This is a genomic window from Streptomyces sp. NPDC096339 (assembly GCF_044762985.1).
In the GTDB taxonomy this organism is placed as follows: domain Bacteria; phylum Actinomycetota; class Actinomycetes; order Streptomycetales; family Streptomycetaceae; genus Streptomyces.
The window spans coordinates 34,318-58,940 of the sequence record NZ_JBIWFI010000013.1; the positions used below are offsets into that span (position 1 = coordinate 34,318).

Below are 24,623 nucleotides of genomic sequence, written 5' to 3' on the forward strand. Positions count from 1 at the left end.
TTTCCTGCACGGACACCCACACGCACTGCGGGAGCCAACGGTGAGCGGAACCCCAGAAGGAACCGGTTCGGCGGCCGACAGCATCCGCTCGGCCGTCACGGAGCGTCACCCGGCCGTGTCGGCGACGGCGAGCCCGCCCCGCGCCGAGGCCGAACGGCGCGACTACCGGGCCGCCTTCAACGCGGCCCACCTGCCCATGGCCGTCGTCGACCGCGACGGCTACGTCGTCACCGCCAACCAGGCCTTCGCCGGCCTGCTCGGCGCCGAGCCGCACGAACTCGCCCAACGGTGCGCCGCCGACCTGGTCGACCTGGCCGCGGAGGCCCGCACCTGGGCCGCGTACCAGGAGGTGCTCCGCGGGCGGCAGGCCCGGCTGCGCTGCACCCGGCGCCTCAAGCACCCCGACGGGCACTCGATGTGGACCGAGGTCACGCTCGGCCCCGTACCCGGCACCGGCGACGTCCTGCTGTCCGTCGCCGACATCAGCGACCGGCGCGACCTCCAGGCCCGGCTGCGCCACCTCCAGATGCACGACCCCGTCACCCGGCTGCCCAACCGGGCGCTGTTCTTCGAACGGCTCTCCCACGCCCTGGAGGCCTCCTCGTACGAGTACGGAGGCGGCACCGGCCGGATCGGGCTCTGCTACCTGGACCTCGACGGCTTCAAGGCCGTCAACGACACCCTCGGCCACCGCGTCGGCGACCGGCTGCTGACCGCCGTCGCCACCCGGCTGACCCAGTGCGCCGACCAGTCCGGATACGGGCGCACGGGCGGCCACCTCGTGGCGCGGCTCGGCGGCGACGAGTTCGCCCTGCTCGTGGAGGACTCCACCGGCACCGAGCAGCTCGCCGAGCTGGCGCGGAGCGTACTGGCCGCCGTACAGGAGCCGTTCGACCTGGCCGGGCAGCGCCTTTCGGTCTCCGCTTCCATCGGGGTGGTGGAGCGGGCCACGGCCGGGACCTCGGCGACCTGCCTGATGCAGGCCGCCGACACGACCCTGTACTGGGCCAAGGCGGACGGCAAGGCCCGCTGGACCCTCTTCGACCCTGAGCGCAACGCGCACCGCATGACGCGGCAGGCGCTCTCCTCCACCCTGCGGCCGGCGGTGGAGCGCGGGGAGTTCGCGCTGGAGTACCAGCCGCTGGTGGACCTGGAGAGCGGGGCGGTGCGGGGCGTCGAGGCCCTGGTGCGCTGGAACCACCCGCAGTTCGGCACGTTGACGCCGAATCGGTTCATCGGGATCGCCGAAGAGGACGGATCCATCGTCCAGTTGGGCCGGTGGGTGCTGCGCACGGCCTGCCGGCAGGCGCGGCGCTGGCAGATCGAGCAGCCCAGCGACGCACCGGTCTTCGTCTCGGTCAACGTCGCGGTGCGCCAGGTGTGGGACTCAGACCTGGTGGGCGACGTCGCGGAGATCCTCGCCGAGACGGGCCTGGCGCCGCAGCTGCTCCAGTTGGAGCTGACCGAGTCGGCGGTGATGGGCTCGGCGGGGCGTCCGCTCCAGGCGCTCCAGGCCCTCAGCGACATGGGCGTCCGCATCGCCATCGACGACTTCGGCACCGGCTACTCGAACCTCGCCTACCTCAGCCGGCTGCCGGTCTCGGTCCTGAAGCTGGACGGCTCCTTCGTCCGCGGTTTCCGCTACGAGGAGGGCACCCACCCGAACCCGGCCGACGAGACCATCGTCGAGGCCCTGGTGCAGCTCGCGCACCGGCTCGGCCTCACCGTCACCGCGGAGTGCGTGGAGACCGCCGGCCAGGCGGCCCGGCTGCGGCGCGTCGGCTGCGACACGGGCCAGGGTTGGCTGTACTCGCGTGCGGTCCCGCCGGACGCCATCGCCCGCATGATCGGCCGCCAGGCCGCCGAGGCGGCGGCCACGGCCTCCGCCACCACCTCGGCCACCGCCTCCGCTTCCGCTTCCACAGAACAGGACGGGCCCGCCCCGCACCCCCTGGTCTGACGCGCCTCCAGCCCCTCCTGTAACAAAACAAAACGAAACGGAATCCATCAGTCATCGCGGGACAACCGACTTAGGGTGAAAAGGATTCATTCGCTCAGGTAATCGAACAGCGAATGTCTTCACGACTCTTCGACCAAGGGGGAACCATGAACCCGACCCGCGCCGCGCTCGTCCTGGCCTCCGCCGCACTCGCTCCGGCACTGCTGCTCTCCACCCCGTCCTTCGCCGCCACCGCGGCCCCGGCCACCGGCACGGTCACCGCCCCGTACTGCGGGACCACGGCCAAGGTGGGCACCAAGGACTCGGACAACGCCTTCGCCATCATCAAGCTGCTGACCGACCCCAACTGCGGCAAGGCGGTGCGGCGCGAGGCCAACACGGCCCTGTCGGGCACCCCGGCCGACCGGGTCGCCTTCCTGACCACCGGCCTCGCCGTCGCCCAGGACGAAGACAACAAGGTCGCCATCCTCCGGATCCTCGCGGGCAAGCCGGGCAGGGGGGTGACCCGCGAGGCGAACAAGGCCCTGAGCGGCACCGCCGCCGACCGGGCCGCCTTCCGGAAGACGGGCCTCCGGCTCGCCCAGGCCGAGGACGACCGCGTCACCGTCGCGCGCATCCTGGCCCGCCCGGGCATCAGCGACGCCCTGCGCGCCGCGGCCAACAAGGCCATGGACGGCACCCCGGAGGAGCTCCGCCACTTCGTGACGGTCGGCCAGTACCAGGTCTGACCGGACCGCCCGCGCACGACCGCCCCCGGCCTCGTGAAGAGGACGGGGGCGGTCGGCGCTCGGCGCGGGGTGGGGGGCGATCAGCAGGCGCCGAGGTCCTTCCAGACACCCCATTCACCGGTGGTGCCCGGCGTCTCGTTCTGCGTCCACCACTGGGCCTTGTACTTGCGGCCGTTGTACGAGACCTCCTGGCCGCCCGTGTAGACCGTGCCGGCGACGTACGCCGGGGTCGACCCGCAGCCGGTGGGCGGCGTGGTGGTCGGGGGCGTGGTGGTCGGCGGGGTCGTGGTGGGCGGAGTGGTCGTCGGCGGGGTGGTGACCGGCGGCTGCGTGGCTCCGCCGAGGGCGTCCGAGATCTGGTTCAGCAGCGTGGTGTTGTTGTCCAGGCCGAGCAGGGAGTACATCATCGCTCCGGCCAGGCCGCGCTGCTTGCCGTAGTCGACCCGGGCCTGGATGGACTTCTGGTTGAGGCCGGTGAAGAACTCGCCGTCCTTGTAGAAGTACGAGGCCTTGGCCTGGTCGTCCCAGAAGGTGGCCGCCGGGTTGTCGACGATCCCGCCGAGCTCCTTGTACATCGCGATGCCGGCCTGCTGGCTGGTCGGCCGGGCACCGGAGGCCTGGGTGGCCGGCTGGGCGAGGCCGTTGGTGGTGCCGGGCGCGACGCCCTTCCAGCCGCGGTAGTAGAACTCGTAGCCCAGGGTCAGCTTGTTGGCGGGGAAGCCGCCCGTGATGCCGTAGGCCGGGTTGCCGTCGATCCAGGAGTCGATGGCGTTGTCGATGCTGTACTTCTCGGTGCCCGGGGCGATCGGGTCGGTGGGGTCGGCCGCCGAGGGCTGGAGCGGGGACTGGTGGTACGTCGGCCCGTCGCCGTCCCAGGCGCCGTGCATGTCGTAGGTCATGATGTTCGCGTAGTCGAGGTACGCGCCGATCTTGTCCGTCTCGATGTACTTGATCTTGTCCTGGCCGGCCGGGAGGGCCGAGGTCAGGAGGTACTTCTTGCCGCCGTTGGCCGCGCCGTAGGCGTCGAGCTGCTCGCGGAACTCCTTGAGCAGGAGGGTGAAGTTCTGCTTGTCCTCGGGGGCGTAGTGGTTGCCGAGGTGGCCGCCCGACGAGCCCGGGTACTCCCAGTCGATGTCGATGCCGTCGAAGATCCCGGCCGCGCTGCCGGCGCCGCCGTAACCACCCTCGACCGGCAGGTTGCCCTTGATGTACTGGTCGATGCAGGAGGAGACGAGCTTCTTGCGGGAGGCGTCGGTCTTGGCCGCGTCGCTGAAGTACTTCGAGTACGTCCAACCGCCGAGCGAGATGTTGATCTTCAGGTGGGGGTACTTGGCCTTCAGCTGCTTGAACTGGTTGAAGACGCCGACGATCGGCTGGTCCCACTTGTCGGCGACCCCGCTGACGCTGTCCGCGGCGCTGAAGGACTTCTGGTAGTCGGCGTACGAGTCGCCCGCGCCGTCACCGGCGTTGGGGTTGTTGTCGTCGCCCGCCGCCTTGTTCGCCTCGAAACAGGTGAGGTTGGTGGGGTGGATGTTCCCGAAGGAGTAGTTGATGACGTCCAGCTTGCCCGCTATGCCACGCGTGTCGAGGTGCTTGGGATAGAAGGCGTTCCCGTACACGCTCCACTGGTCGTAGTAGGCGATCTTCACGCCACCGCTGCTCGCGGTGGTGGCGGCATCGGCGGCCTGGGCGGCGCCGCCGAGTCCCGCGAAGGCCGCCAGCGATCCGGCGGCCAGCGCGACCGTGGCGGCGGCCGCGACGAGGGGTTTACGGATGTGCATGAACTCGCTCCGTGGGGGTGGGAGGGGAACGCAGTGGATCGGGTGGGAGAAGTGATAGCGATCGGCTCGCGTCCGCGTCAATGGTTTGGACCAAAGAAGGACTAGACCACTCTCCGCGCAAATCCCCTCGTCAGAGACCTGAGAGCACGTCAAAAACCGCTCGCCACCCCGGGTGACGAGCGGTTTAAGGCTCTCTTCAGGCACCGCCCCGCAAGGTTTCGGCAACAAACCAGCCGAACTCCGTTCCCATGCGGTCAACCAGCGGCAGGACCCTGCGGCTCCATCCCGTACGCATCTGCGACGAGCTCGTACGAGCGCAACCGGGCCTCCCCGCCATGGGCGTTGGCGGTCAGCATCAGCTCGTCCGCGCCCGTGCGCTTCGCCAGGCCGTCGAGACCGTCCCGGACCTCCTCGGCGGTGCCGTGGACCACGTTCGCCAGCCAGCCGTCCACGAACTCCCGCTCCAGCGGGGTGAACGCGTACGCCGCCGCCTCCTCGGGCGTCGGGATCAGCCCCGGCCGCCCGCTGCGCAGCCGCAGCATCGACAGCGCGCCCGTCAGCACCTGGGCGCGGGCCTCCGCGCCGGTGTCGGCGGCGAGCGCCGAGACGCCGATGACGGCGTACGGGGCGTCCAGTACGGCCGAGGGGCGGAAGCTCTGCCGGTAGAGATCGAGCGCGGGCAGGGTGCCGGCCGCCGAGAAGTGGTGGGCGTACGCGAAGGGCAGGCCGAGCTCCCCGGCGAGCCGGGCACTGAAGCCGGAGGAGCCGAGCAGCCACAGCGGCGGCCGCCCGGTCGACCCCTGCACGGGCCCCGGTACGGCGTGCACGCGGGCGTACGGGTGCCCGTCCGGGAAGTCGTCGTCGAGGAAGCGGGTCAGCTCCGCGAGCCGCCGCGGGAACTCGTCCGCGGCCTCGTCGAGCCGGCCGGGCCCGCGCAGCGCGGCGGCCGTGCGGCCGTCGGTGCCCGGGGCCCGGCCGAGCCCGAGGTCGATCCGGCCCGGGGCGAGCGCCTCCAGGGTGCCGAACTGCTCGGCGACGGCGAGCGGGGCGTGGTTGGGCAGCATGACCCCGCCCGAACCCAGGCGGATCCGGGAGGTGTGCGCGGCCAGGTGGGCCAGGATCACGGCCGGGGAGGAACTGGCGACCCCGGGCATGGAGTGGTGCTCTGCGACCCAGTGGCGGTGGTACCCGCGGGACTCGGCGAGCCGGGAGATGGCCACGCTGGTGCGCAGCGCCTCGTGGGCGGTGCGGCCGGCCCCGACGGTGACGAGGTCCAGCACGGAGAGCGGTACGGGTGCCCGGCCCAGGGCGGTGCCCCGGATCGCGCCGCCCGCTCCGCCGGCGCCGCCCCCATCGCCCGTACCGCCCGCGCCGTCCGCGCCGTCCCGCCGCCGCGCGTCCCCGGTGTCGCTCATCGTCACTCCCGTCCCGTGCCCACGTCCGTACGAGGAGTTCGAACCATCGGCGGCGACCGGGCATTCCCGGCACCAAGGGCGGCGCTCATGACCTTGGCATATGCCAGAGGAGTAGCCACAGGCGAGACGGTGCGATTGAGCCATCAATCTCCTCAACAGGCGCTCCACATGGGCCTCTTGATGGCTATCGTGGTAGAGCAAGCGGTAACAACCTGGTAGGGGGAAACCGTGGCGCTGAAGCCCGAGCCGACCGCGCCGTTCCACTCGGTGCAGTACGCCCTGCGCGTACTCGAAACGATCGCACGGCACACCGGTGGTGTGACCGACGTGCAGATCGCGCGTGAGACCGGCCTGCCCGCAGTCCATCTCGCCCCGATGCTGCTCATGCTGCGCCGGGAGGGATACGTGCTGCAGGTGTCCGACGGCGCCTACGCCATAGGGGATTCCCTCGTCCTGCTCGGCTCCGGCGTCGACCGGCAGCAAGCGCTGACGGACAAGCTCCAGGACACCTTGGACCGACTGCGGGACTCCGTCGGCGCCGCCGTCTACATCAGCCGTTACGTGGACGGCGAGGTCAGGATCACCCAGTTCGCCGACAGCCCGCGCACGCCCAAGGTCCACGAGTGGGTCGACTTCCGTTCCGCAGCGCACGCCAGCGCGGTCGGCAAGTGCCTGCTGACGCAGCTCGACCTGAACGGGCGGCGTGACCACCTGTCCAGGCACAAGATCGCCCGGCTCACGTCGAAGACGATCGTGAACGAGCGGATCCTCTTCTCCAAGCTCGACGCCCAGCCCGCCACCGTGCCGATGCTCGACCTCCAGGAGTACGCCGTGGGCACCGTCTGCGCGGCGGTCCCGATCACGGCAGGCGCCTCGGTGGGCTGCCTGGCCCTGTCGATGCCCGTGGAACACGCGCACCGGCTGCGCGCCGCGGCGGACACCCTGAACCGGAAAGCCGCACCGCTGCTGCTGTCGCTCACCCTGTGAGGCCCACCGGGCCGCGGTGAGCGCGGTCGGCGTGGCTGGCGTGGTCGGCCTGATCGGCGTGGAAAACACTTCGGGCGGTTTCCGGTGATGAACCGGAAACCGCCCGAAGTACAGGTGCGCCGCCAGGGACTCGAACCCCGGACCCGCTGATTAAGAGTCAGCTGCTCTAACCAACTGAGCTAGCGGCGCCTGACAAAGAAAATACTACCTGGTCCCAGGGGGTGCTCCAAACCACTACCCCCGCAGGTAGGCGAGGACGGCCAGCACCCGGCGGTGCGTCTCCTCCGCGGGCGGCAGATCCAGCTTTCCCAGGATGTTCCCGATGTGTTTGCCCACGGCCGCCTCGGAGACCACCAGCTCCCGGGCTATCGCCCCGTTCGACTTCCCCTCCGCCACCAGGCCCAGCACCTCCCGTTCCCTCGGGGTCAGCGCCGAGAGCGGGTCGCGCCGCCGGCGCAGCAGCTGGCGTACGACCTCGGGGTCCACCACCGTGCCGCCGGCCGCCACGGTGACCACCGCGTCGAGGAACTGCTCCACCTGCCCTACCCGGTCCTTGAGGAGGTAGCCGACGCCGCTGCCGTCTCCGGAGTCGAGCAGGTCGGCGGCGTAGGAGCGTTGCACGTACTGGCTGAGCACCAGCACCGGCAGGGCCGGGCGGGCCGCCCTCAGCTCGACGGCGGCGCGCAGTCCCTCGTCGGTGAAGCCGGGAGGCATCCGTACGTCCGTGACGACGACGTCGGGGTCGTGGGCGGCGACGGCGGCGCGCAGCTCGTCCGCGTTCCCGACGGCGGCGGCCACCTCGTGGCCGAAACGCGTCAGGAGGCCGACGAGTCCTTCGCGCAGCAGGACGCCGTCCTCGGCGAGCACGATCTTCAAGGCGCGCAAGGGATCTCCAGGCTCAGGACGGTCGGCCCGCCGCGCGGGCTGGTGATCGTCAGTGTGCCATCGAGGACGGCGATCCGGTCGGCGAGTCCGGTCAGTCCGGACCCGGCGGCCGGATCGGCCCCGCCGCGCCCGTCGTCCCGTACGTCGACCAGCAGCGCGGAGCCGGTGTGCCGGGCGGAGACGGCGGCGCGGGCGGCGCCGCTGTGCTTGCCGATGTTGGCGAGGGCCTCGCACACGCCGAAGTAGGCGGCGGCCTCCACGGACTCCGGGAGCCGGGGCAGGGCGGCGTCGATGGCGTCGGTGTCGACGGGGACGGCGGACCGCTCGGCGATGTCGGCGAGGGCGCCGGTGAGCCCGTAGTCGGTCAGCACCTGGGGGTGGATGCCGTGGATCAGTTCGCGCAGCTCGGCGAGGACCTTGCCGGCCTCCGCGTGGGCCGCGGCGAGCTGGTCGGAAAGCGGGCCGGGCGGCACGTCGAGGCGGGCGATGCCGAGGCTCATCGTGAGGGCGACGAGGCGCTGCTGGGCGCCGTCGTGGAGATCGCGTTCGATGCGACGGCGCTCGGCCTCGAAGGCGTCGACGAGCCGGGCGCGGGAGCGGGTGACCTCGTCGAGGCGTCCCTTCAGCTCGCGCTCGCGGGGCGCGAGGAGGGCGCGGGTGAGGGCGGCGCGGGCACCGGCGAAGGATCCGAGCGGGAAGAGGAGCGCGGGAAGGAGGACGGCCCCGGCGGCGGCGATGGCGAAGGCCTGGGGGTACGTGGTGATCAGCCAGAGTTTGACGATCCGGGCCTCGCCGTCGCCGAGGGCGAGCTGGATCGGGGCCGTGAGCAGGGCGAGGGGGAGACCGATGAAGAACCCGAGCGCGGCCAGCTCCACCCACCAGAGCAGGAAGCCGTGCAGGAAGGCGTGGCCGAGCTCCCGCCAGGTGGCCTGTTCGCGGTAGCGCAGCCGCGCCCATGCGGCGAGGCCGGGCTCGGCGGGGGTGCGGTGGGGGCTGGGGGCGGGCTCGGTGTCGACGAGGCGGAGTCGGCGGCGCTCGACGGTGGCGGCGGGGATGCCGGCGAGGCCGAGCAGGGCGAGGAGCGGCAGCCCGACCAGCACGACGCTGAGCGTGGCGCCGGCGGCGGCGAGCAGGACGAGGCCGAGGAGGAGCGGGAGCCCGGTCAGCACGCCGGCGGCGAGGTAGCCCACGGAGCGCCAGGGCCAGGCGGAGAGAAGGTAGCGGCGGCCGAGGGAAAGCGCCTGCCAGGTGCTGCGCACGTCATCCATGCGGCCGAGGCTAGCCGCGCGGCGGCGCCCGCCCCATGGGCCCAGGGGGTGTCCGGGGGGTATGCCCAGCCCTACCGTTCCTACTCAGTGAGCAGGAGTGAGTCTTGGACCCATTCCTGCTGACTGCGGACATCCCGAACGGTTTTGGGTGTCCTGGTCGCCCGCGTTCGCTCCGCGTCCGGCGACACGCATCGTGTGCGTGGTCCGGGGACGCGCGGGCGGGGTTCCTCACGCCCGAGGGTGCCCGGTCGAGCCTGGACGGTCCGATGCCCACGACGATCGCTCTGGTCGTCGTGGGGCGGTGCCGTCCCTCCCCAAGCTCTTCGAGCAGGGGATACCCCATGCCGGATCGGGTGCCCTTGGGCGCGCCTGCCGATCGCGATGCTCGCCGCATCGTGACGGCTGGTCTTGCGGTTGGTGGTGGTGAGGGGCTTCTGCCAGTGCTGGGCTCCCCACTTGCTGGTGTAGGCCGGGTCGACGGCGACGATCGCGATGCCGGTCTGGTCGGCCATGGAGGTCAGGCGGGCCCGCAGCTTCCCGGTGGGCATGCCGGAGATCAACTGCCGGAAACGCTTCCTGCCCCCGTGCTTCTCACGGGTCTTCTCCGCGTCGAAGTCCAGGTCCTCGACCGCGATCGCGGCGACGCCGCAGACTTTTGCCCAGTGCAGCAGCCGGGTCAGGGCGTGGCGGACCTGGGCGTCCCGGTGATTCGCCGACCCGCGCAGGTCGAAGTGGAAGCGATGCGGCTGCCCGATGGGATTGCCATGCCGGTCAAGGCGCCAGGCGGCGAGGTGGTCGGCGTTGGTGTCGACACCGATCACTCCGTGTGTGAGGGCGGCTTCGAGCGGGATGGTCTTGGTCGGCGGGTATTGCCAGGAGGCGGTCAGGTACCAGCGGTCCCGGTCCGTGTCGTAGTGGATGCGGTAGGCGATGGCCCGGTTGGCTTCCACGCGGTCGGCCCACTCCGGTCCCCGGTGGGCGAACGCGACGCGGCAGGTCAGGACGTACCGGCCGCGCCCGGCGTTGGCCAGGCCTGCGAGCGGGGCCGGCAGCTTGATGCTCACCTCGCCGTCGGGGGCGACTCGGATCGTCTCGTTCCCGAACCGCTTACCGGACTCCCCGTCGGCCTGGAGGAACCAGCGTTCGGCTTCCCACCGGCGGCGCCACTGGGTCTCGGTGAGCTGGGCGGCATCGAGGTGGTGCCGGGTGCCCAGGAGGCGTTTGCCGCCCCGTACGATCCGGACCCGCCCGGCCTCGCGGTCGGCCCGCGCACGGGCCAGCCGGTCTTTCAGCACGTGCAGGCGCCGGGTCTTGGCGAACCATTCCGGCTTGCTCCGGTAACCGCCCGGAGAGCGCCTGCTGCCCTTCTCCCCTACCGGGAACGACAGGCGGTGTGTGATCGTCCGGATCCCGGCTTCCAGGTTTTGGATGTACGCCGCCTGGCCGCGCCGGGCCAGCGCCCACTGGTCATGCGTCGCCTTGGTGACCGACCCCGCCCACCGCGACGACGACACGGCGGTCAGTCCCCGCTTACGGGCCGCCCAGGTGTCCGTGGAGTGATCCAGCCCGTCGGCACAGCGCGCCTTGAGATCGTGCGATGCCAGGGCCCCGAGGTGCGTGCCCGCAAGGCACAGCACCTCCTCATCGCGCGTGGTGAGGTTCTTCAGCCGGGTCCGCACCGCGACACCGGCCGGCCATGGCGCGACGAAGGGCGCCGACAACTCCCGTAGCCCGCCCACCCTGCACCCCCTCAGCCGCCGAAAAGACCATCCCCGATGCTCAACGACCACCACCCGCAAAGGTCACCCATTCGATCCAAGAACCCGCGTTCCCACTCGCCACCAATCCGCCCCGCACCGGTGAGACACCCGCTCACACATGCCAGAACACACTCACACCCACTCAACAAGCGGCAGTTCCAACTCCCTGGGGCGTTGGCCCCTGGCCGCTGACCGTGCGGGGTGCGGGGACGTCCGGCGGGTCGGGGTGCCGCTGCGTGGGGCCGCTTCCCTGGGGGTCCGGGGCAGAGCCCCGGCAGCGCCGCCGCACACGACGGGCTAGCGGTCCAGGAGGTCGGCCCGGCTGTGGGTGGTGTACGAGGCCAGGAGCGTGGACAGGGCGGGCTCGTCCAGGGGCGTGTAGGCCCCGGTCGGGGTGCGGTGCCAGACCGGGTCCGGGGCGCAGCGGAAGCCGGCGCGGCGCAGCGAGACCCGGTGGACCTTGTTCGTGGCCGTGACCGGCATCTCGGGGATGATGCGCACATAGCGCGGGGCCATCTTCGTGCCCAGGTCCGGCTGCGCGAGAAGGAACGCGGCGAAGGCGTCCGGGTCGAAGCGGGCGCCCTCCCGGAGGGAGAGCGCCGCCATCACCTGGTCCCCCGCGACCTCGTCCGGGACGGCGTAGACCGCGACCGCCGCCGCGGGCGCCCAGCGGGCCAGGATGTTCTCGATCACCGCGGCCGCCAGGTTCTCGCTGTCGACGCGCAGGCGGTCGTCCGTACGGCCCGCGAAGTAGAGGAAGCCCTCCGCGTCCCGGAAGAAGAGGTCACCCGTCCAGTACCAGCCGTCCCGCGTCCGGGCGGCCTCCGCGTCCGGGTTGCGCCAGTAGCCCTCGAACAGGCTGCGGCCCCGGTTGACCAGTTCACCGATGGCCTCCGAGCCGTTCACCAGCCGCCCCTCCGTGTCCAGGACGGCCGGTGGGCATTCGCGGCCCGTCTCCGGGTCGATCACCGCGAGGTCGTCGCCCGCCCCCGCCCGGCCCAGCGCGCCCGGCGGGGTGTCGGGCGTCCGCTGGACGGAGGCGCCGCCCTCGGTGGCCCCGTAGCCCTCGACCAGTCGGACCCCGAACCGCTCGGCGAAGCGCGCCGCGTCCACCGCGCCGGCCTCGGTGCCGAAGCCGAGCCGGAGGGTGTGCGCGCGGTCGTCCGGGGTGGGCGGGGTGGCGAGGAGGTACTGGATCGCGCGCCCGACGTAGGTGAAGTACGTGGCGCCGTAGGCCCGTACGTCGTCCAGGAACGCGGAGGCGGAGAAGCGGCGGCGCAGGGCGACCGCCGCGCCGCCCACCAGTGCCGGGAGCCAGTCCGCGATCACCGCGTTGCCGTGGAAGAGCGGCATGCAGACGTAGTGGACGTCGTCCTCGCCGACCGAGAAGCTCCGGGCCAGCGAGGCCCCGGCGCCCGCCAGCCGGCCCTGGGAACAGACGGCCGCCTTGGGGGCGCCGGTGGAGCCGGAGGTGAAGTACAGGAGGAGGCGGGAGGTCGGAGCCGGGGCGGCCAGCGCCGCGTCGCCCGGCTTCGCGGCCGCGTAGGGGGCGAGGAGGGCCTCGTACTCCTCGGTGCCCGTGATCAGGATGCGTACGCCGGGCAGGTCGAGGCCGCGCAGGAGCGGGAGGTGGGTCCGCTCGGTGACGAGGATCCGGCACTCGGTGTGCAGGATGTCGCGGGCCAGTTCGGGACCGCGCCGGGTGGGGTTGATGCCGGCGACGGCGGCCCCCGCGAGGGCCGCCGCGCCGAGCCAGAACGGGAACTCCGGCGTGTTGTCGAGCAGCACCCCGATGTGCGGCTCGGCCCCCGGGGGCATGAGGTCGACGAGGAGCGCGGCGCGCGCGGCGGCTTCCCGGGCGGTCCGGTGATGGGTGAGGACGTGGCGCTCGGCGTCGCCGTCGGCGTCCTGGTACATCAGCCCGGGTCGGTGATCACCCCATTGGCGCGCCACGAGCTCCGCGACGGTTTCCGGTGCAGTCGTCGTCCGCATGCCGCCGGAGGGTAGCTGACGAAGCGTCAGAACTGAACGTCGGAGCAGGCGTAGAACGCCATCGGGGTGTCGTTGACGGTCCAGACGGCCAGGATCAGGTGGCGGCCCGTCTTGCCGCTGGGCATGTTGCCCTGGTGGACGGTGGTCATGGCGGGCCGGGCGCCGTTGTAGGCGACGGTGAGGAAGGGCTGGGGTTCGAGGTCGGCGCGGGTGAGGGCCTTGGTGCCGGTCCAGCCGTTCTTGGTGATGTAGTACTTGAAGTCGGTGGTGGAGTGGTTGGCGGTGAACTGCCACCGGAAGCCGTAGCTCTGGCCACTGGTCACGGACGTGGTGGGCCAGGCGCCACCGCGCGGGTCGTCGAGTTCCGCGAACTGCGAGAGACCGCCGGAACATATCCTGCCGTCGGCGGGGCCGGCCGCCGGGAAGCCCTTGTAGCCCTCCACACTCTGCGGCTCCCACTGGATGGCCCCGCAGTTGGAGACGGTCTTGTTGGCGCAGAGCTTCTGGCGGCTGATGGGGGTGTCGGTGTAGCCGTGGCTGCTGGCGGTGGGGGCGCCGAGCAGGGTGACTCCGGCGACGAGGCCGAGACCGAGCGCGGCGGCGGCCGTCGCCCGTCCGGGCATGCGGAAGGAACGCATGATGCTGATGCTCCTTGAACGTGGGGGGAGGTTCGGGGAGAGCGTGCGCACGCGTGGGGCTCTGGGTTCTGCGGTTCGGGCTTGTGGATCTTCCGGCTTTCAGGACTTTCAGGTCTAGACCAAGTCTCAGGTTATTGACGGGAGTTGGCCATGTCCAGACCAATGGGAGAACGGGTGGTCCGGTCGGTTCCGGCCACCCGTTCTCGTCGTGTGAGAGCGCTGCTCCGCGCCGGTCCGCGCTACTCCGCCCGGCCCGTGTAGAAGGCGACCGTCAGGTCCTTCACCAGCGCCTTGCGTTCGTAGTCGTCCAGCTCGACCAGCCCTCGGGAGGTCAGCCGGTGGACGGTGTCGTCCACGGCGTCCACCACCGAGGTCAGCACGGTGTCCCGGTGCTTGGCGTCGATGGCGGCCACCCGGCGGCGGCGCATCGCCTCCGCGACCTCGGGGGCGTACTCGATCCGGGTGGGCTGCGCCGAGTACACCTCGATCCCGACGGCCTCGGTCTCGGCCGCCAGCATCCGGGTCAGCGCGTCACCGACGGCCTCGGCGTCGCGCAGGGTCGGAGCGTCCTCGTGGAAGGCGTCGGCGGGCAGCTGGGACAGGACGCGCGCCATGGCCGATTCGACCTGCTCGGCCAGGTAGTCCACGTGGTCCTCGACGGCCAGGGTGGCCCGGGCCGTGTCCTTGACCTGCCAGACCACCTGGACGACCACTTGGAGGGCGAGGCCGCCGGAGTCCACGGCGGGCATGGGGTCGCTGCGCCAGTGACGCAGGCGTACGTCGACCCGGCGGCGCAGGAGGAGCGGGCTGATCCAGGTCAGGCCGGTGCGCCGGACCGTGCCGCGGTAGCGGCCGAAGAGGGTGAGCACCCAGGCGTGGCCGGTACGGGCCCGGCCGAGGCCGCCGAGGGCGAGGAGGGCGACGATGCCGAGGAAGGCGAGCGGGGGCCAGTGCTGGGCGCGCAGCCCCTGATAGGCGCGGGGGGTCCCGCCGAAGGCGGCCACCAGGGGGGCGGGGAGGATCCCGGCCCGCCAGAGCACGGCCGTGCAGCCGGAGAGGGCGAGCCCTCCGACGACCACGCCGACCCAGCCGGGCAGCACCGGGCCGCGGTGCTCCCGGAGGCGGTCGTCCCCGCGGGGGACTCGGCGACCGGGGGTGGGCTTGGGGTGCGTCCGCCGGTGTGGAGTGGGGGCGGGCGTGGGCTCGGGGGCGGGGGCGATGGGCCGGGTGGGCTGCGGCTGCGGCTGCGGCTCTCCGCGGAACGGGAGGTGCACCGGGACCTCGGTGACGGCCGTGCCGTGGCCTGCCGGGCGGAGTCGGGGGATGTCCTGGGTGTCGTCCTCGTCCCCGGCCTTCCCCCGCTCGGGCTCGGTGCGCAGTCCGCGTGCCACTGCCTGGGCGACGATCTCGGCCACGCCGGGGCCGGGGATGCCGGAGGGTTCGTGGGGGTGCGGGATCTCGGGCTCGGGGTCGGGGTGGCTCCGCAGGCGGAGGGTGGGGTGGGGGGCGAGTTCGTGCGTGTGCGCGTGCGCGTGCGTGTGCTCCGTGGTGGGGGGCTCGGGGTCCGTGGCCTCTCGGGGGGCGGCCACGTGCGGGGTGGTGGGGGTCTGCGGCGCTGCCACCCCACCCGCCCCTTCCCATGACCGGGGCTCCGCCCCGGACCTGTCGGCGTCCCCGGCAACCGGGTCCGGCCCCTCGCGGGGCGGGGAGAGGACGGGTACGGGTACGGGTACGGGTACGGCCTGAGGCCCGGCGGGTCGCGCCGGGGCCGGGTACGCCTCCGGGTCGGCGGCCATGGTGAGCGATGTCGCTGCCGCGAGCAGGGGGGCGGCGGGGGCCGCGGCCTCTCGGGGGGCGGCTACGAGGGGGGTGGGGGCCTGCGGCGCTGCTCCCCCACCCGCCCCTTCCCGAAACCGGGGCTCCGCCCCGGACCCCGCGTGCGCGTGCACCGCCGCCCCGTCGGCCGGGGCCTGGTGGGCCTCCCGCTCGGCGGCCACCACGGCCGCCGGGACAGCGGCCCAGGCCGGGGACCGGTACGGCTCCGGCTCGGAGGGCACTGCGGCCGCCGGGACAGCGGCCCAGGCCGGGGACCGGTACGGCTCCGGCTCGGAGGGCACTGCGGCCGCCGGGACAGCGGCCCAGGCCGGGGCCTGGTACGGCTCCGGCTCGGAGGGCACTGCGGCCGCCGGGACAGCGGCCCGGGCCGGGGACCGGTACGCGTCCGGCTCGGCGGACGCCGCAGGGGCGGCGGCCCCGGCCGGGTGGGCCCACGGCCCGGCGGCGGGCGCCACCTGCGGGGCGGCCCATGCCGAAGCTCGACCCGCCTCCGGCCCGGCGGACGACGCCGGCGCGGCGGACCGGGCCGGGAGCTGGTGCGGCTCCGGGGCAGCGGTCGGCGGGGTGGCGGCGCCGGACTGGTGGGGGTCCGGCTTGGCCGGAAGGGTGGGGAGTCGGAGGGTGCCCGTGGTTGTGGTGGTGCGGGTGGGGTACATGTTTGCCTCCGTCATGCGAACAGCCGGCGCCAGGTTTCCGGGCCCGGATAGCCGTCGGCCGCCGCGCCGCGCCAGCCCTGCGCGCGCTGGAACGCCTCGACGGCACGGCGGTCGGCCTCGGTCCAGCGGGGGCCCGGTCCGGTCCGGTAGTACTTGCCGAAGCCCTTCTTCACCAGTTGGCGGCCCAGCGCGGTGATGGCCTCGTGGGAGGAGCCCGGGCGGAACACCGACGCCCCGGGGTAGGCCCGTACGCCGCCCGGACCCGACGCGCCGCCCGTGGTCGGCGGGATGTCCTTGCCCTGGCGGTCGACCAGCAGCCGCCAGGTGTGCGCGCCCGGGATCCCGTCCGCCTCCGCGCCCGTCCAGCCCTGGGCGCGCTGGAAGGCCTGCGTGGCCAGCCGGTCGGAGTCGGACCACGTCCTGCTCGCGCCCTGCGGGTAGAAGCGGGAGCCGCCCCGGTCGATCAGCATCCGGCCGAGTCGTGCGACGTACTCGTTGCTCTGCCCGGGCCCGAACTTCGCGGTGCCCGGGAACGCCGCGGAGCCTTCCGGCGGCGCGCCCGGGGTGTCGACCCCGCCGACGACCCCGTTGTAGCGGTACGGGATGTACTTCGTCGCGTTGTTCCAGTACCCGTACGGCGTCGCCAGCTTCCGCGTCGTCGGGCGGGTCTGCTCGTAGGCGATGTAGTGCGTGCGGGTCTCGTCCACCCACCCGCCGAAGAGGGTGACGTGCGAGCCCTTGTTCGGGTCCGCCGGGTTGTGGAAGAGCAGCATGTCCCCCGGCAGCAGCTCGTCCTTCGTGATGCGGGTGGCGAATTTGTCCAGGCTGCCGGTCCACTCGTTCGAGCCCAGGTTCCAGACCATGGAGACGAAGCCCGAGCAGTCCTGCCGGTATCCGTCCGTCCAGTAGTCGGACATGCTGTACGGGACCTTCGCGTCCAGCCACAGCTTCGCCCGGTTGACGATCGTCGCCCGGTCCAGCCGCTTCTGGGCCGCCGGCGCTCCCGGGGCTCCCGGCTTCCCGGCCGGGCCGCCCTTCGGGCCGTGCAGCGGGGACCTGCCGCCCTGGGGGGTGCCCGGGTCGTCGTGCGCCGCCGGTCCCGGGGCCGGTGTGGTCACCGCGACCGCGGTCGAGGCGCCTGCGCCCAGGACGACTCCCGCCGCGGTGGCCAGGACCAGCGCGCGCCGGGCGCCGCGCGCCGCGGGATGTCCCCCGTCACGCAGCGGTATGGCCCGGGCGCGGGCCAGCGCTCGGCGACGGTCCGCGCATCCCCGGCAGGGGCAGTCGCCGGCGGGCTCGTACTCCTCGAAAGCGGGCATCGACATCGGCGTCTGCTCGGGCGCCGGCACCGGCGTCGGCACCGGCGCCGGCGTCGGCTCATGCATCGGAGGCTGCATCGTCATGCGGTTCCGTCCACTCCCCTGCTCGTCCACTGGTCGGCCGGACCGCGTCTGGCGGGGCATCAGATGCGGCACGGCCAGACATATCGTGCACGATAAACCCCCCAAACATGGGTTAATCGGACAAGGCGGGCGTGGCTGGTCACGAGCACCCTCGGAGGTGGGGTAGAGTTTTCCCTGTCAGCAAGCGCCGCTAGCTCAGTTGGTTAGAGCAGCTGACTCTTAATCAGCGGGTCCGGGGTTCGAGTCCCTGGCGGCGCACAGACGGAGGAAGCCCCTCGCAGTGAGAACTGCGAGGGGCTTCTTCGTTTTCCGTTGCGTGCGAACGACTACGCCGCCGTGCCCGGGCGGACCCCCGCGCCCGTGAGGTAGGCGGAGACCACCACGTTCGCCGTGTATTCCTTGGCCTCCTTGTCGTACGAACCCCCGCAGGTCACCAGCCGCAGCTCGGCCCGGCCCGCGACGCGCTGCCCGTACGCCTTGTGCGGGTCGAAGCCCGCGCGCTCGTAGACCCGTACGTCCTCGATGGTGAACTCGGCGACCGAACCGTCCGCCCGCACCACCCGCACCTTGTCGCCCGGCTGCGCCGAGCTCAGGCCGTAGAACACCGCGGGTTTGGCGCGGGTGTCCACGTGCCCCACCATCAGCGCGGTTCCCGCCGCGCCCGGCTGTACGCCCTTCCCCCACCAGCCCACCGTGCCCGGGCTGTCGTACGGGGGCGGCTCGATCGCGCCGTCCTTGTCCAGGTCCCGGGGGATCACCGGGGCCTGGATGCCTATGGAGGGCACGTCGACCCGCTGCGGCAGGGCTCCCGCGAGCGGGGCGCGCGCGGCCGGCAGTCCCGGGCCGACGGCCCCTCCGGCCTGGCCGGCGAGCGGGGCCGGGACACCGGTGATCTGGCGGCCCCACAGCCACAGCCCGAGCACCAGCACCGACCAGGCGGCGAAGGTCAGCAGCCGCCCGCCGGGGGAACCCTTGGCCTCCGCGCTCATTCGCCGCTGCGTCGGCGGCGCAGGGTCAGCGCCCGGCCGGCCACCGCCAGGGTGGCCACCGCGGCGAGGACCGCGCCGATCACGGTGTGCGGCAGGCCCGGGCCACCGCCCCCGTGCTCCTTCTTGGCGGCTGCGGCCAGCTCGGTGTCGCCGGCCTTCTGCGGCTGCTGCTTGGCGACCTCGGCCGCCATTCCGCCGCCGCCGGCGTGGACCGGCCAGACCGGCGAGGCGTGGTGGCTCGGGCGGTGGTGGGCGATCTCGATGGAGCCGGTGACCTTGTCGTGGCCGTCGCAGATCACCCGGACGGCGTGCCAGCCGGGCGAGGCGTGCGAGGCGATCAGGCCGCTCCCGTAGAGCGGGCTGCGGCCGCCGTCGCGGCCGTACAGGTCGATGTCGTCCACGAAGACGGAGGACTTCGCGGATCCCCGGGTGCCCTCGCAGCCGTGGACGCGCAGCTTGACCTGCGCTCCGGGGTGGGCCGGGTTCGGCTCGACCGAGATGCTGCCACCCCGGTCGCCGCGGTCGCCGCGGTCCTCCTCGCCCGCCAGGGCGGTGGGCGCGGCCACCGTGGAGAGCGCCGTCAGGGTGACGGCCACCCCGGCGGCACGGAGAGCGATCAGAACACTGCGCATGGTGAACCTCCTCGTCAAGGAGATTCACGCGCGGCGCGCCGCTCCGCATCCGGAGCGGCGCCGTACGTGTCAGCCCTGTCAGCCGTACGCCTCAAACACGGTTCGCCCCCATGGCCGAACGCGCTGGGCCGACCGGGTCGGGTCGGGGTCGGCCTCGAAGTACGGCTTCTTGCCGATCGGCTTGTCGATCAGAGCGGGACCTCGCCGGTGATGAAAACGGGCACCCGCCTCGTGTTCAAACATGTACGTTCGCACCTCACTCCGCACGCACGAAACGTATGGTTCGAGATGACCGCAAAACCGGTACTGGCGGGGGAGACATGCTCACAGTCGGCGGGTACACCCGAGTCTCGGACGTCGGCCGGCTAGGTGATGGGCGCGACGGCAATGAGGGCCTGATGCGTCAGCGCGAAGACGTGTACGACCTGGCCAAGCTGATGCGATGCAACGTGCACCGCATGTATGAGGACAATGACACCTCCGCCTACAAGCGCCGCGTGAAGCGCAACGATTTCGAGGCGATGGTCATCGACCTTGAGCGAGGCCTGATCAGCGGAATCCTGGCGTACAACATCGACCGCATTGCGCGGCAGCCTCGCGACCTGGAACGCCTCATCGACATCTACGAGCAGGCCCGTCGCCCGATGGTCTTCGCCACCACGGCGGGAGACTACGACCTCACGACCGCCGACGGGCGCTTCCAAGCCCGAATCCACGTAACCATCGCCAACAAGTTCTCGGCAGATGCCGCGCGCCGAGTTGCCCGGCAAAAACGGGCCGAGGCAATCGATGGAAGGCCCCACAAGGGACAGCGGGCGTTCGGCTGGATGGACTCCGAAAGCCTCGACGAACGGGAAGCCGAACTTCTCGTGATTGCGCGCAGGGACATCATCAACGGGAAGAAGGTCGCCACCGTTCATCGGGAGTGGACGGAACTCGGGATTCGAGGCCCCCAGACTCCCCCGGGCAAGACGATCGGGTACACGAGCGTCAAGTATGTGCTCCGCAACCCCAGGTTGTGCGGTTATCGCGCCTACATTCCCCAGGAGGTTCGCGAGCGGTCAGGCCGAGTCGATCCCGTCGAGTGGCTCATCGAACGAACCGACGGGACCCCCGTCAAGGGCCAATGGGAAACGATCTTCACGCCTGACGAGTGGCGCGAGCTGGTGGACGTGCTCGACGCCCGCAAGAACACCGGCAAGGGCCGGAAGGTCGGAAGCACCGTCACCAAGCGCCTGTTGACGGGTATCGCGCGTTGCGGGAAGTGCGGCGCCGGCCTTGCTTCCGGGATGTACGCCCGTGGGACCACCAGCTACGAGAAGTACGGGTATTACTACTACTGCCGCAAGGCAGACGGCGGCTGCGGCAGCCTGTCGAGAAGTGGACCGGCGGTCGAGGAGTACGTGGAGGAAGCCCTCCTCGGAAACCTGAAGGACCAGGCCAGGGCCGTTCGTTCCGCCGCAGAAGAGGACCTCGAGCCGGCCGAGGCCAAAGCGACCTTGAAGCAGATCGACGCCGACAAGGCCGAAGCCCGTCGCCTTCGGGCCGATGACCTGTTCTCCCTCGCCGAGTTCGCGCGGGAGATGCGGCGGCTGGAGGAGAAGGAGCGGGAGACAAAGGAGAACGTCTCCGGCCTCTCGGTTGCGCCCGTACGGACAGGGAGTGCGGCGGCTCGGATCGTCCGGGAATGGGGCAATTACACCATCGACATGAAGCGGGCGGAGATCCAGAAGAGCATCGAGGCCGTGGTGGTCAAGCCCGTCGGCAAAGGTGGCGCCCAACGGGGAGTCTTCCGCCCCGACCTGATCGAGATCATCTGGAAGTAGCCGAAACAGGACAGCACCTCGGTGATGCACTCGTCGCCACCGGATCCCGGAAGGGCGATTCGCGGTACTGGCGTGTGCATCCCATGAGGCTCGCAGCACGAATCAAGAGCCACCGGGATCGATAGGCTGGGGGTGTCGGCACAGCGTCGTCCCGGCGCGCCCCCAGCCACCCACGCGTACAGGAGACCGGCAACATGGCAGAGCGCAAGCCCATCGAATCGTGGCTCACCGACATGGATGGGGTGCTGATGCACGAAGGCATTCCCGTGCCGGGAGCAGACGCATTCATCAAAAAGCTGCGCGACTCCGGCCGCCCGTTCCTGGTTCTGACGAACAACTCCATGCACACGGCGCGAGACCTGAACGCACGACTCAGCCGAATCGGCCTGGACGTGCCCGCCGAGAACATCTGGACTTCGGCGCTCGCGACCGCCAAGTTCCTCGACAAGCAGCATCCGGGCGGTTCCGCCTACGTTATCGGCGAAGCCGGCCTGACCACCGCGCTCCACGAGGTGGGGTACATCCTGACGGATACCGAGCCCGATTTTGTAATTTTGGGCGAGACTCGAACCTACTCGTTCGAGGCCATGACGAAGGCAGTGCGCTTGATCAACAATGGCGCACGGTTCATCGCAACGAATCCAGACGAGACGGGCCCCTCTGCCGAGGGCGTACTCCCGGCTACCGGCGCGGTTGCCGCCCTCATCACGAAGGCGACGGGTAAGGAGCCCTATTTCGTGGGGAAACCGAACCCGCTGATGATGCGCACGGGCCTCAACGCCATCGGCGCCCACTCCGAGACCAGCGCCATGATCGGCGACCGGATGGACACCGACATCCTCGCCGGACTGGAAGCAGGGATGGAGACGTTCCTCGTCCTCACCGGGCTGACCGCCCCGGAGGACATCGACAAGTTCCCGTACCGCCCGACGCACGTGAAGGACTCCATCGCGAACCTGGTCGATCTGATCTGACCACGCGGTCCCCGCAGTCCGGGCCGTGGACGACGATGGCGTCCACGGCCCGGACAGGCAGGTCGGCTAGCCCAGGCGGACGTTGTCGACGGTCCAGTACCAGTTGTTGCTGCCCGCGTAGCGGAAGCGGACCTGGACGTCGGTGGCGCCCGCCGGGATCTGGAGCGCGATCGACTCCGACTTGGCGACGGCGTCGGCGGTGTAGCTCTTGACGACCGTCGGCGTACCGCCGTTGTACGAGACGAGGACCTGGGCGGTCTGCCCGGCCTCGTGGCGGTAGTGCGTCTGGAAGGTCAGGTTGCGCGTGGTGCCGCCGGTGACCGCCCACTTGGGGGTGATCAGGGTGGAGTCGTAGCTTCCGGTGTGGCTCTTGTCGTCCCACTCGTCGGAGTCGGCGACCGCGAAGACGTCACGGGAGCGGACGTTCAGCTCGCGCCACTGGTCGCGCTGGGCCTGGCTCCAGAACTCGTCGGTCGCGAAGGCCCAGCCGGCCCACTCGGTGACACCGCCCGTGCCCATCTTGGAGTTGTCGACGGCCCAGCCCGCCGGCGGAGTGTGCGTGAAGCCCTTGGTGCCCGCCGGGATGCCCGTCTCGTCCACGCGCGCCTGGAGGTTGGGGCGCAGGGTGTCGAAGGGGTCGTCGTCCGGGGAGTCCAGCGGGACGCCGTCCAGCCCGGTGGTGGGGACGCCGACCTGCTGGAGCGCGGTCGCCGCCACGTCCACGAGCCTGACGTCGTCGCGGACCGAACCGGCCGGGATGCCCGCGCCCTTGGCGATGACGAAGGTGCCGCGCTCCTGGATGGAGGAGCCGCCGTGGCCGCCGGCGTCGGTGTGGCCGTGGTCGGTGGTGACCAGGATCTTCCAGTTCTCCTGGCCGTAGGTGGGGCGGTTCTGGACGGCGGTGAGGACCTGGCCGATCAGCGTGTCGACGCGGGCGATGGTGTCGAGGTACTGCTGGCTGGCGGCGCCGTAGGCGTGTCCGGCGTGGTCGATCTCGCCGAAGTAGACGAAGGCGGCGTCCGGGTTCTGGCCCTGCAGTTCGGCGGCGGCGGCCGCGGCGATCTTCGGGTCCTCGCTGCCGTAACCGTCGCGGTCGCCCTTGAGGTTCAGGCGCTTGTCGACCTTGGCGGAGAAGATCGGGCCGTTCTGGTCGGTGGAGGTGATGGGCTCCCAGTCGGCGGCCGCGTACGTGTTGAGCGCCGGCTTGGCGTTCTCGATGCGGGTCAGGAAGTCCGGGTAGGCCGTGTAGTTCTTGCCGGTGAAGGAGTTGTCCTTCACTCCGTGCTTGTCGGGCCATACGCCGGTGGCGATGGTGGACCAGCCGGGGCCCGAGGAGGTGGCGGCCATCGGGTTCGCGTACAGGGTGCTCTTGGCGGTCATGCCCTGGGCCATCAGGCCCTTCAGGTTCGGGGCGTTGGCGGCCTTGACTCGGTCGAGGACCGTGCCGTCGATGCCGATGACGAGGACCTTGTCGGTGCTGCCGGCCGCGCCGGCGGTGGTGGCGTTGACGGTGTGCACGCCGAGGGCGGTGGCGAGCAGGGCCGTGGCGGTGGCGGCCACGGCGAGGCTGCGGGTGCGGGTGCGTCCGGGCAGGACAGTGGACACGTACTCCTCCTGGGAGCAAGTGAGCGGCGGAAGGTGCGGGACCTTGCGGGGGACGTGCGTACGGGCCCGGACCGAAGGGTGCGGCTTCGGTCCAGACCCGTTATGCAAGCGTCACTCTCCCGGTCGTGGGTGACCGGGAAGTGACCGGTTAGCTTCCGGTCGCCGACTTCCACGCGTCGACGTAGGCGGAGAGGTTCTTGTCGATGTCGGCCCAGTCCGGCTCGAAGACCTCGACGCCCGTCATGATCTTGGTGAGTTCGATGGCGTTCGCGTCGGTCGGCTTGACGTCGGTGCGCGCGGGGAAGCCGCCGCCGACCTCGCTGACCAGCTTCTGGGCGTCCTCGCTGAGGAGGAAGTCGAGGAGCTTCTTGCCGTTCTCGGTGTGCGGGGCCTTGTCGACCAGGCCGGCCGCGTAGGGCAGGGCGAAGGTGGTCGGCTTGCCGCCGTCCTTCGCGGGGAACCAGATGCCCAGGTTCGGCATGGACCTGGACTGCGCGTAGTTCATCTGGACGTCGCCGTTGGCGACGAGCAGCTCGCCCTTGTCTGTCTTCGGCGCGAGCTTGCTGGTGGAGGAGGACGGGCCGACGTTGTTGGCCTGGAGCTTCTTCAGGTACTCGTTCGCCGGCTCCTTGCCGCCGAAGTCGTGCATCGCCTTGATGAGCACGGCGGTGCCGTCGCCCGCGACACCGGGGGTGGAGTACTGGAGCTTGCCCTTGTACTTGGCGTCGAGCAGCTCCTCCCAGGTCTTGGGGGCCTGGGGCAGCTCCTTCTTGTTGTAGATGAACCCGAAGTAGTTGTTGACGACCGAGGTCCACTTGCCGTCGGCGGCCTTGTCCCCGCCGTTGACCTTGTCGGAGCCCTGGGGCTTGTAGGACTGCAGCAGGCCCTTGCCGTCGGCCTGCTGGATGAAGGGCGGCAGGGTGACGATGACGTCGGCCTGGGTGTTGGTCTTCTCGCGGGCGGCGCGCGCCACGAGCTCGCCGGAGCCGCCCTCGACGAGCTTGACCTCGATGCCGGTCTTCTTGGTGAAGTCGGCGAAGACCTTGTCGTACCAGCCGTCGCCCTTCTCGCTCTTGAGGCCGTCGGCGCTGTAGACGGTGACGACCTTCTCGCCGCCGCCCTTGCCGGAGTCGGCGGTGGTGGAGGCGCCGCCGCAGGCGGTGAGGGAGACGGCGAGGGCGAGGCCGGCGGTGACGGCGGAGGCGGTACGGAGCAGGAGCTTGCTGGGCATGGAACTTCCTCACGGGGAAAGGGAGTCAGCGGGGAATCAGCAGGGGACTGAGCGGGG

19 protein-coding genes and 2 tRNA genes are annotated in these 24,623 nt (G+C 71.4%); 6 read left to right on the plus strand and 15 right to left on the minus strand.

Features of this window, described 5'->3' with window-relative positions:
• Positions 1–40 precede the first annotated feature (40 nt).
• Positions 41–1,960 carry a putative bifunctional diguanylate cyclase/phosphodiesterase gene (locus tag ACIQ5Y_RS18735; RefSeq protein ID WP_403881128.1) on the plus strand — a complete coding sequence of 640 codons (1,920 nt, stop codon included), beginning with the start codon at positions 41–43 and terminating at the stop codon, positions 1,958–1,960.
• 146 nt (positions 1,961–2,106) lie between these two features.
• Complete coding sequence (locus ACIQ5Y_RS18740; protein ID WP_403881130.1) at positions 2,107–2,688, plus strand: ALF repeat-containing protein; 582 nt, start codon at positions 2,107–2,109, stop codon at positions 2,686–2,688.
• A gap of 80 nt (positions 2,689–2,768) precedes the next feature.
• Here the strand turns inward: ACIQ5Y_RS18740 and ACIQ5Y_RS18745 are convergent, their stop codons facing one another.
• Together ACIQ5Y_RS18745 and ACIQ5Y_RS18750 are read right to left on the minus strand one after the other, a co-directional pair.
• Positions 2,769–4,469 (minus strand): glycosyl hydrolase family 18 protein, encoded by a 1,701-nt coding sequence (locus tag ACIQ5Y_RS18745; RefSeq protein ID WP_403881133.1) that lies wholly within the window; start codon positions 4,467–4,469, stop codon positions 2,769–2,771.
• 254 nt (positions 4,470–4,723) lie between these two features.
• The gene (locus ACIQ5Y_RS18750; protein WP_403881136.1) at positions 4,724–5,884 is read right to left on the minus strand and encodes an LLM class flavin-dependent oxidoreductase; all 1,161 of its coding nucleotides are present in this window, start codon (positions 5,882–5,884) and stop codon (positions 4,724–4,726) included.
• 228 nt (positions 5,885–6,112) lie between these two features.
• On the opposite strand from ACIQ5Y_RS18750, the gene ACIQ5Y_RS18755 reads away from it, so the two are divergent.
• On the plus strand, positions 6,113–6,871 hold the full coding sequence (locus ACIQ5Y_RS18755; RefSeq protein ID WP_365171569.1) for an IclR family transcriptional regulator C-terminal domain-containing protein: 759 nt from the start codon (positions 6,113–6,115) through the stop codon (positions 6,869–6,871).
• A gap of 115 nt (positions 6,872–6,986) precedes the next feature.
• On the opposite strand, the gene ACIQ5Y_RS18760 is transcribed toward ACIQ5Y_RS18755, so the two are convergent.
• The 8 genes from ACIQ5Y_RS18760 to ACIQ5Y_RS18795 all read right to left on the minus strand — a co-directional run bounded on the left by ACIQ5Y_RS18760 (position 6,987) and on the right by ACIQ5Y_RS18795 (position 17,231).
• A tRNA-Lys gene (locus tag ACIQ5Y_RS18760) sits at positions 6,987–7,060 on the minus strand.
• Positions 7,061–7,105: 45 nt separating this feature from the next.
• A complete protein-coding gene (locus ACIQ5Y_RS18765) occupies positions 7,106–7,756 on the minus strand; it encodes a LuxR C-terminal-related transcriptional regulator (RefSeq protein ID WP_403881139.1) in 651 nt (216 codons plus the stop codon).
• The gene (locus ACIQ5Y_RS18770; protein WP_403881142.1) at positions 7,744–9,024 is read right to left on the minus strand and encodes a sensor histidine kinase; all 1,281 of its coding nucleotides are present in this window, start codon (positions 9,022–9,024) and stop codon (positions 7,744–7,746) included. Before ACIQ5Y_RS18770 ends, ACIQ5Y_RS18765 begins: the two co-directional genes overlap by 13 nt.
• A gap of 80 nt (positions 9,025–9,104) precedes the next feature.
• Positions 9,105–10,763, minus strand: a complete 1,659-nt coding sequence (locus ACIQ5Y_RS18775) for an IS200/IS605 family accessory protein TnpB-related protein (RefSeq protein WP_403881476.1) — start codon at positions 10,761–10,763, stop codon at positions 9,105–9,107.
• 318 nt (positions 10,764–11,081) lie between these two features.
• Complete coding sequence (locus ACIQ5Y_RS18780; protein WP_403881145.1) at positions 11,082–12,776, minus strand: AMP-binding protein; 1,695 nt, start codon at positions 12,774–12,776, stop codon at positions 11,082–11,084.
• A gap of 26 nt (positions 12,777–12,802) precedes the next feature.
• Positions 12,803–13,414: a lytic polysaccharide monooxygenase gene (locus ACIQ5Y_RS18785; RefSeq protein WP_403881147.1), complete on the minus strand. Its 612-nt coding sequence runs from the start codon at positions 13,412–13,414 to the stop codon at positions 12,803–12,805.
• A 239-nt stretch (positions 13,415–13,653) separates the two neighbouring features.
• The gene (locus tag ACIQ5Y_RS18790) at positions 13,654–15,906 is read right to left on the minus strand and encodes an SPFH domain-containing protein (protein WP_403881150.1); all 2,253 of its coding nucleotides are present in this window, start codon (positions 15,904–15,906) and stop codon (positions 13,654–13,656) included.
• An 11-nt stretch (positions 15,907–15,917) separates the two neighbouring features.
• Complete coding sequence (locus ACIQ5Y_RS18795; RefSeq protein WP_403881153.1) at positions 15,918–17,231, minus strand: peptidoglycan-binding protein; 1,314 nt, start codon at positions 17,229–17,231, stop codon at positions 15,918–15,920.
• A gap of 262 nt (positions 17,232–17,493) precedes the next feature.
• Between ACIQ5Y_RS18795 and ACIQ5Y_RS18800 the strand changes: the two genes are divergently transcribed.
• Positions 17,494–17,567 (plus strand) — tRNA-Lys (locus tag ACIQ5Y_RS18800).
• A 68-nt stretch (positions 17,568–17,635) separates the two neighbouring features.
• Here the strand turns inward: ACIQ5Y_RS18800 and ACIQ5Y_RS18805 are convergent.
• From ACIQ5Y_RS18805 to ACIQ5Y_RS18815, 3 genes are all read right to left on the minus strand, one after another.
• Positions 17,636–18,298 (minus strand): class F sortase, encoded by a 663-nt coding sequence (locus ACIQ5Y_RS18805; RefSeq protein ID WP_403881156.1) that lies wholly within the window; start codon positions 18,296–18,298, stop codon positions 17,636–17,638.
• A complete protein-coding gene (locus ACIQ5Y_RS18810; RefSeq protein ID WP_403881159.1) occupies positions 18,295–18,930 on the minus strand; it encodes a hypothetical protein in 636 nt (211 codons plus the stop codon). Before ACIQ5Y_RS18810 ends, ACIQ5Y_RS18805 begins: the two co-directional genes overlap by 4 nt.
• 78 nt (positions 18,931–19,008) lie before the next feature.
• The gene (locus ACIQ5Y_RS18815) at positions 19,009–19,173 is read right to left on the minus strand and encodes a hypothetical protein (protein ID WP_403881162.1); all 165 of its coding nucleotides are present in this window, start codon (positions 19,171–19,173) and stop codon (positions 19,009–19,011) included.
• A gap of 77 nt (positions 19,174–19,250) precedes the next feature.
• On the opposite strand from ACIQ5Y_RS18815, the gene ACIQ5Y_RS18820 reads away from it, so the two are divergent.
• Together ACIQ5Y_RS18820 and ACIQ5Y_RS18825 are read left to right on the plus strand one after the other, a co-directional pair.
• The gene (locus ACIQ5Y_RS18820; protein WP_403881165.1) at positions 19,251–20,756 is read left to right on the plus strand and encodes a recombinase family protein; all 1,506 of its coding nucleotides are present in this window, start codon (positions 19,251–19,253) and stop codon (positions 20,754–20,756) included.
• A 194-nt stretch (positions 20,757–20,950) separates the two neighbouring features.
• Positions 20,951–21,730 carry an HAD-IIA family hydrolase gene (locus tag ACIQ5Y_RS18825; protein WP_403881168.1) on the plus strand — a complete coding sequence of 260 codons (780 nt, stop codon included), beginning with the start codon at positions 20,951–20,953 and terminating at the stop codon, positions 21,728–21,730.
• Positions 21,731–21,796: 66 nt separating this feature from the next.
• On the opposite strand, the gene ACIQ5Y_RS18830 is transcribed toward ACIQ5Y_RS18825, so the two are convergent.
• Together ACIQ5Y_RS18830 and ACIQ5Y_RS18835 are read right to left on the minus strand one after the other, a co-directional pair.
• Complete coding sequence (locus ACIQ5Y_RS18830; protein WP_403881171.1) at positions 21,797–23,335, minus strand: alkaline phosphatase family protein; 1,539 nt, start codon at positions 23,333–23,335, stop codon at positions 21,797–21,799.
• Positions 23,336–23,483: 148 nt separating this feature from the next.
• The gene (locus tag ACIQ5Y_RS18835; RefSeq protein WP_403881174.1) at positions 23,484–24,566 is read right to left on the minus strand and encodes a 2-aminoethylphosphonate ABC transporter substrate-binding protein; all 1,083 of its coding nucleotides are present in this window, start codon (positions 24,564–24,566) and stop codon (positions 23,484–23,486) included.
• Positions 24,567–24,623: the final 57 nt, after the last annotated feature.

What these genes read in the sequence shown, in the direction of transcription:
- ACIQ5Y_RS18740 (WP_403881130.1), top strand. Translation starts at nt 2,107, where the DNA reads ATGAACCCGACCCGCGCCGCGCTCGTCCTGGCCTCCGCCGCACTCGCT.
- ACIQ5Y_RS18810 (WP_403881159.1), bottom strand. Translation starts at nt 18,930, where the DNA reads ATGCGCAGTGTTCTGATCGCTCTCCGTGCCGCCGGGGTGGCCGTCACC.
- ACIQ5Y_RS18820 (WP_403881165.1), top strand. Translation starts at nt 19,251, where the DNA reads ATGCTCACAGTCGGCGGGTACACCCGAGTCTCGGACGTCGGCCGGCTA.
- ACIQ5Y_RS18795 (WP_403881153.1), bottom strand. Translation starts at nt 17,231, where the DNA reads ATGTCGATGCCCGCTTTCGAGGAGTACGAGCCCGCCGGCGACTGCCCC.
- ACIQ5Y_RS18805 (WP_403881156.1), bottom strand. Translation starts at nt 18,298, where the DNA reads ATGAGCGCGGAGGCCAAGGGTTCCCCCGGCGGGCGGCTGCTGACCTTC.
- ACIQ5Y_RS18790 (WP_403881150.1), bottom strand. Translation starts at nt 15,906, where the DNA reads ATGTACCCCACCCGCACCACCACAACCACGGGCACCCTCCGACTCCCC.
- ACIQ5Y_RS18750 (WP_403881136.1), bottom strand. Translation starts at nt 5,884, where the DNA reads ATGAGCGACACCGGGGACGCGCGGCGGCGGGACGGCGCGGACGGCGCG.
- ACIQ5Y_RS18815 (WP_403881162.1), bottom strand. Translation starts at nt 19,173, where the DNA reads ATGTTTGAACACGAGGCGGGTGCCCGTTTTCATCACCGGCGAGGTCCC.
- ACIQ5Y_RS18785 (WP_403881147.1), bottom strand. Translation starts at nt 13,414, where the DNA reads ATGCGTTCCTTCCGCATGCCCGGACGGGCGACGGCCGCCGCCGCGCTC.
- ACIQ5Y_RS18825 (WP_403881168.1), top strand. Translation starts at nt 20,951, where the DNA reads ATGGCAGAGCGCAAGCCCATCGAATCGTGGCTCACCGACATGGATGGG.
- ACIQ5Y_RS18835 (WP_403881174.1), bottom strand. Translation starts at nt 24,566, where the DNA reads ATGCCCAGCAAGCTCCTGCTCCGTACCGCCTCCGCCGTCACCGCCGGC.
- ACIQ5Y_RS18780 (WP_403881145.1), bottom strand. Translation starts at nt 12,776, where the DNA reads ATGCGGACGACGACTGCACCGGAAACCGTCGCGGAGCTCGTGGCGCGC.
- ACIQ5Y_RS18745 (WP_403881133.1), bottom strand. Translation starts at nt 4,469, where the DNA reads ATGCACATCCGTAAACCCCTCGTCGCGGCCGCCGCCACGGTCGCGCTG.
- ACIQ5Y_RS18770 (WP_403881142.1), bottom strand. Translation starts at nt 9,024, where the DNA reads ATGGATGACGTGCGCAGCACCTGGCAGGCGCTTTCCCTCGGCCGCCGC.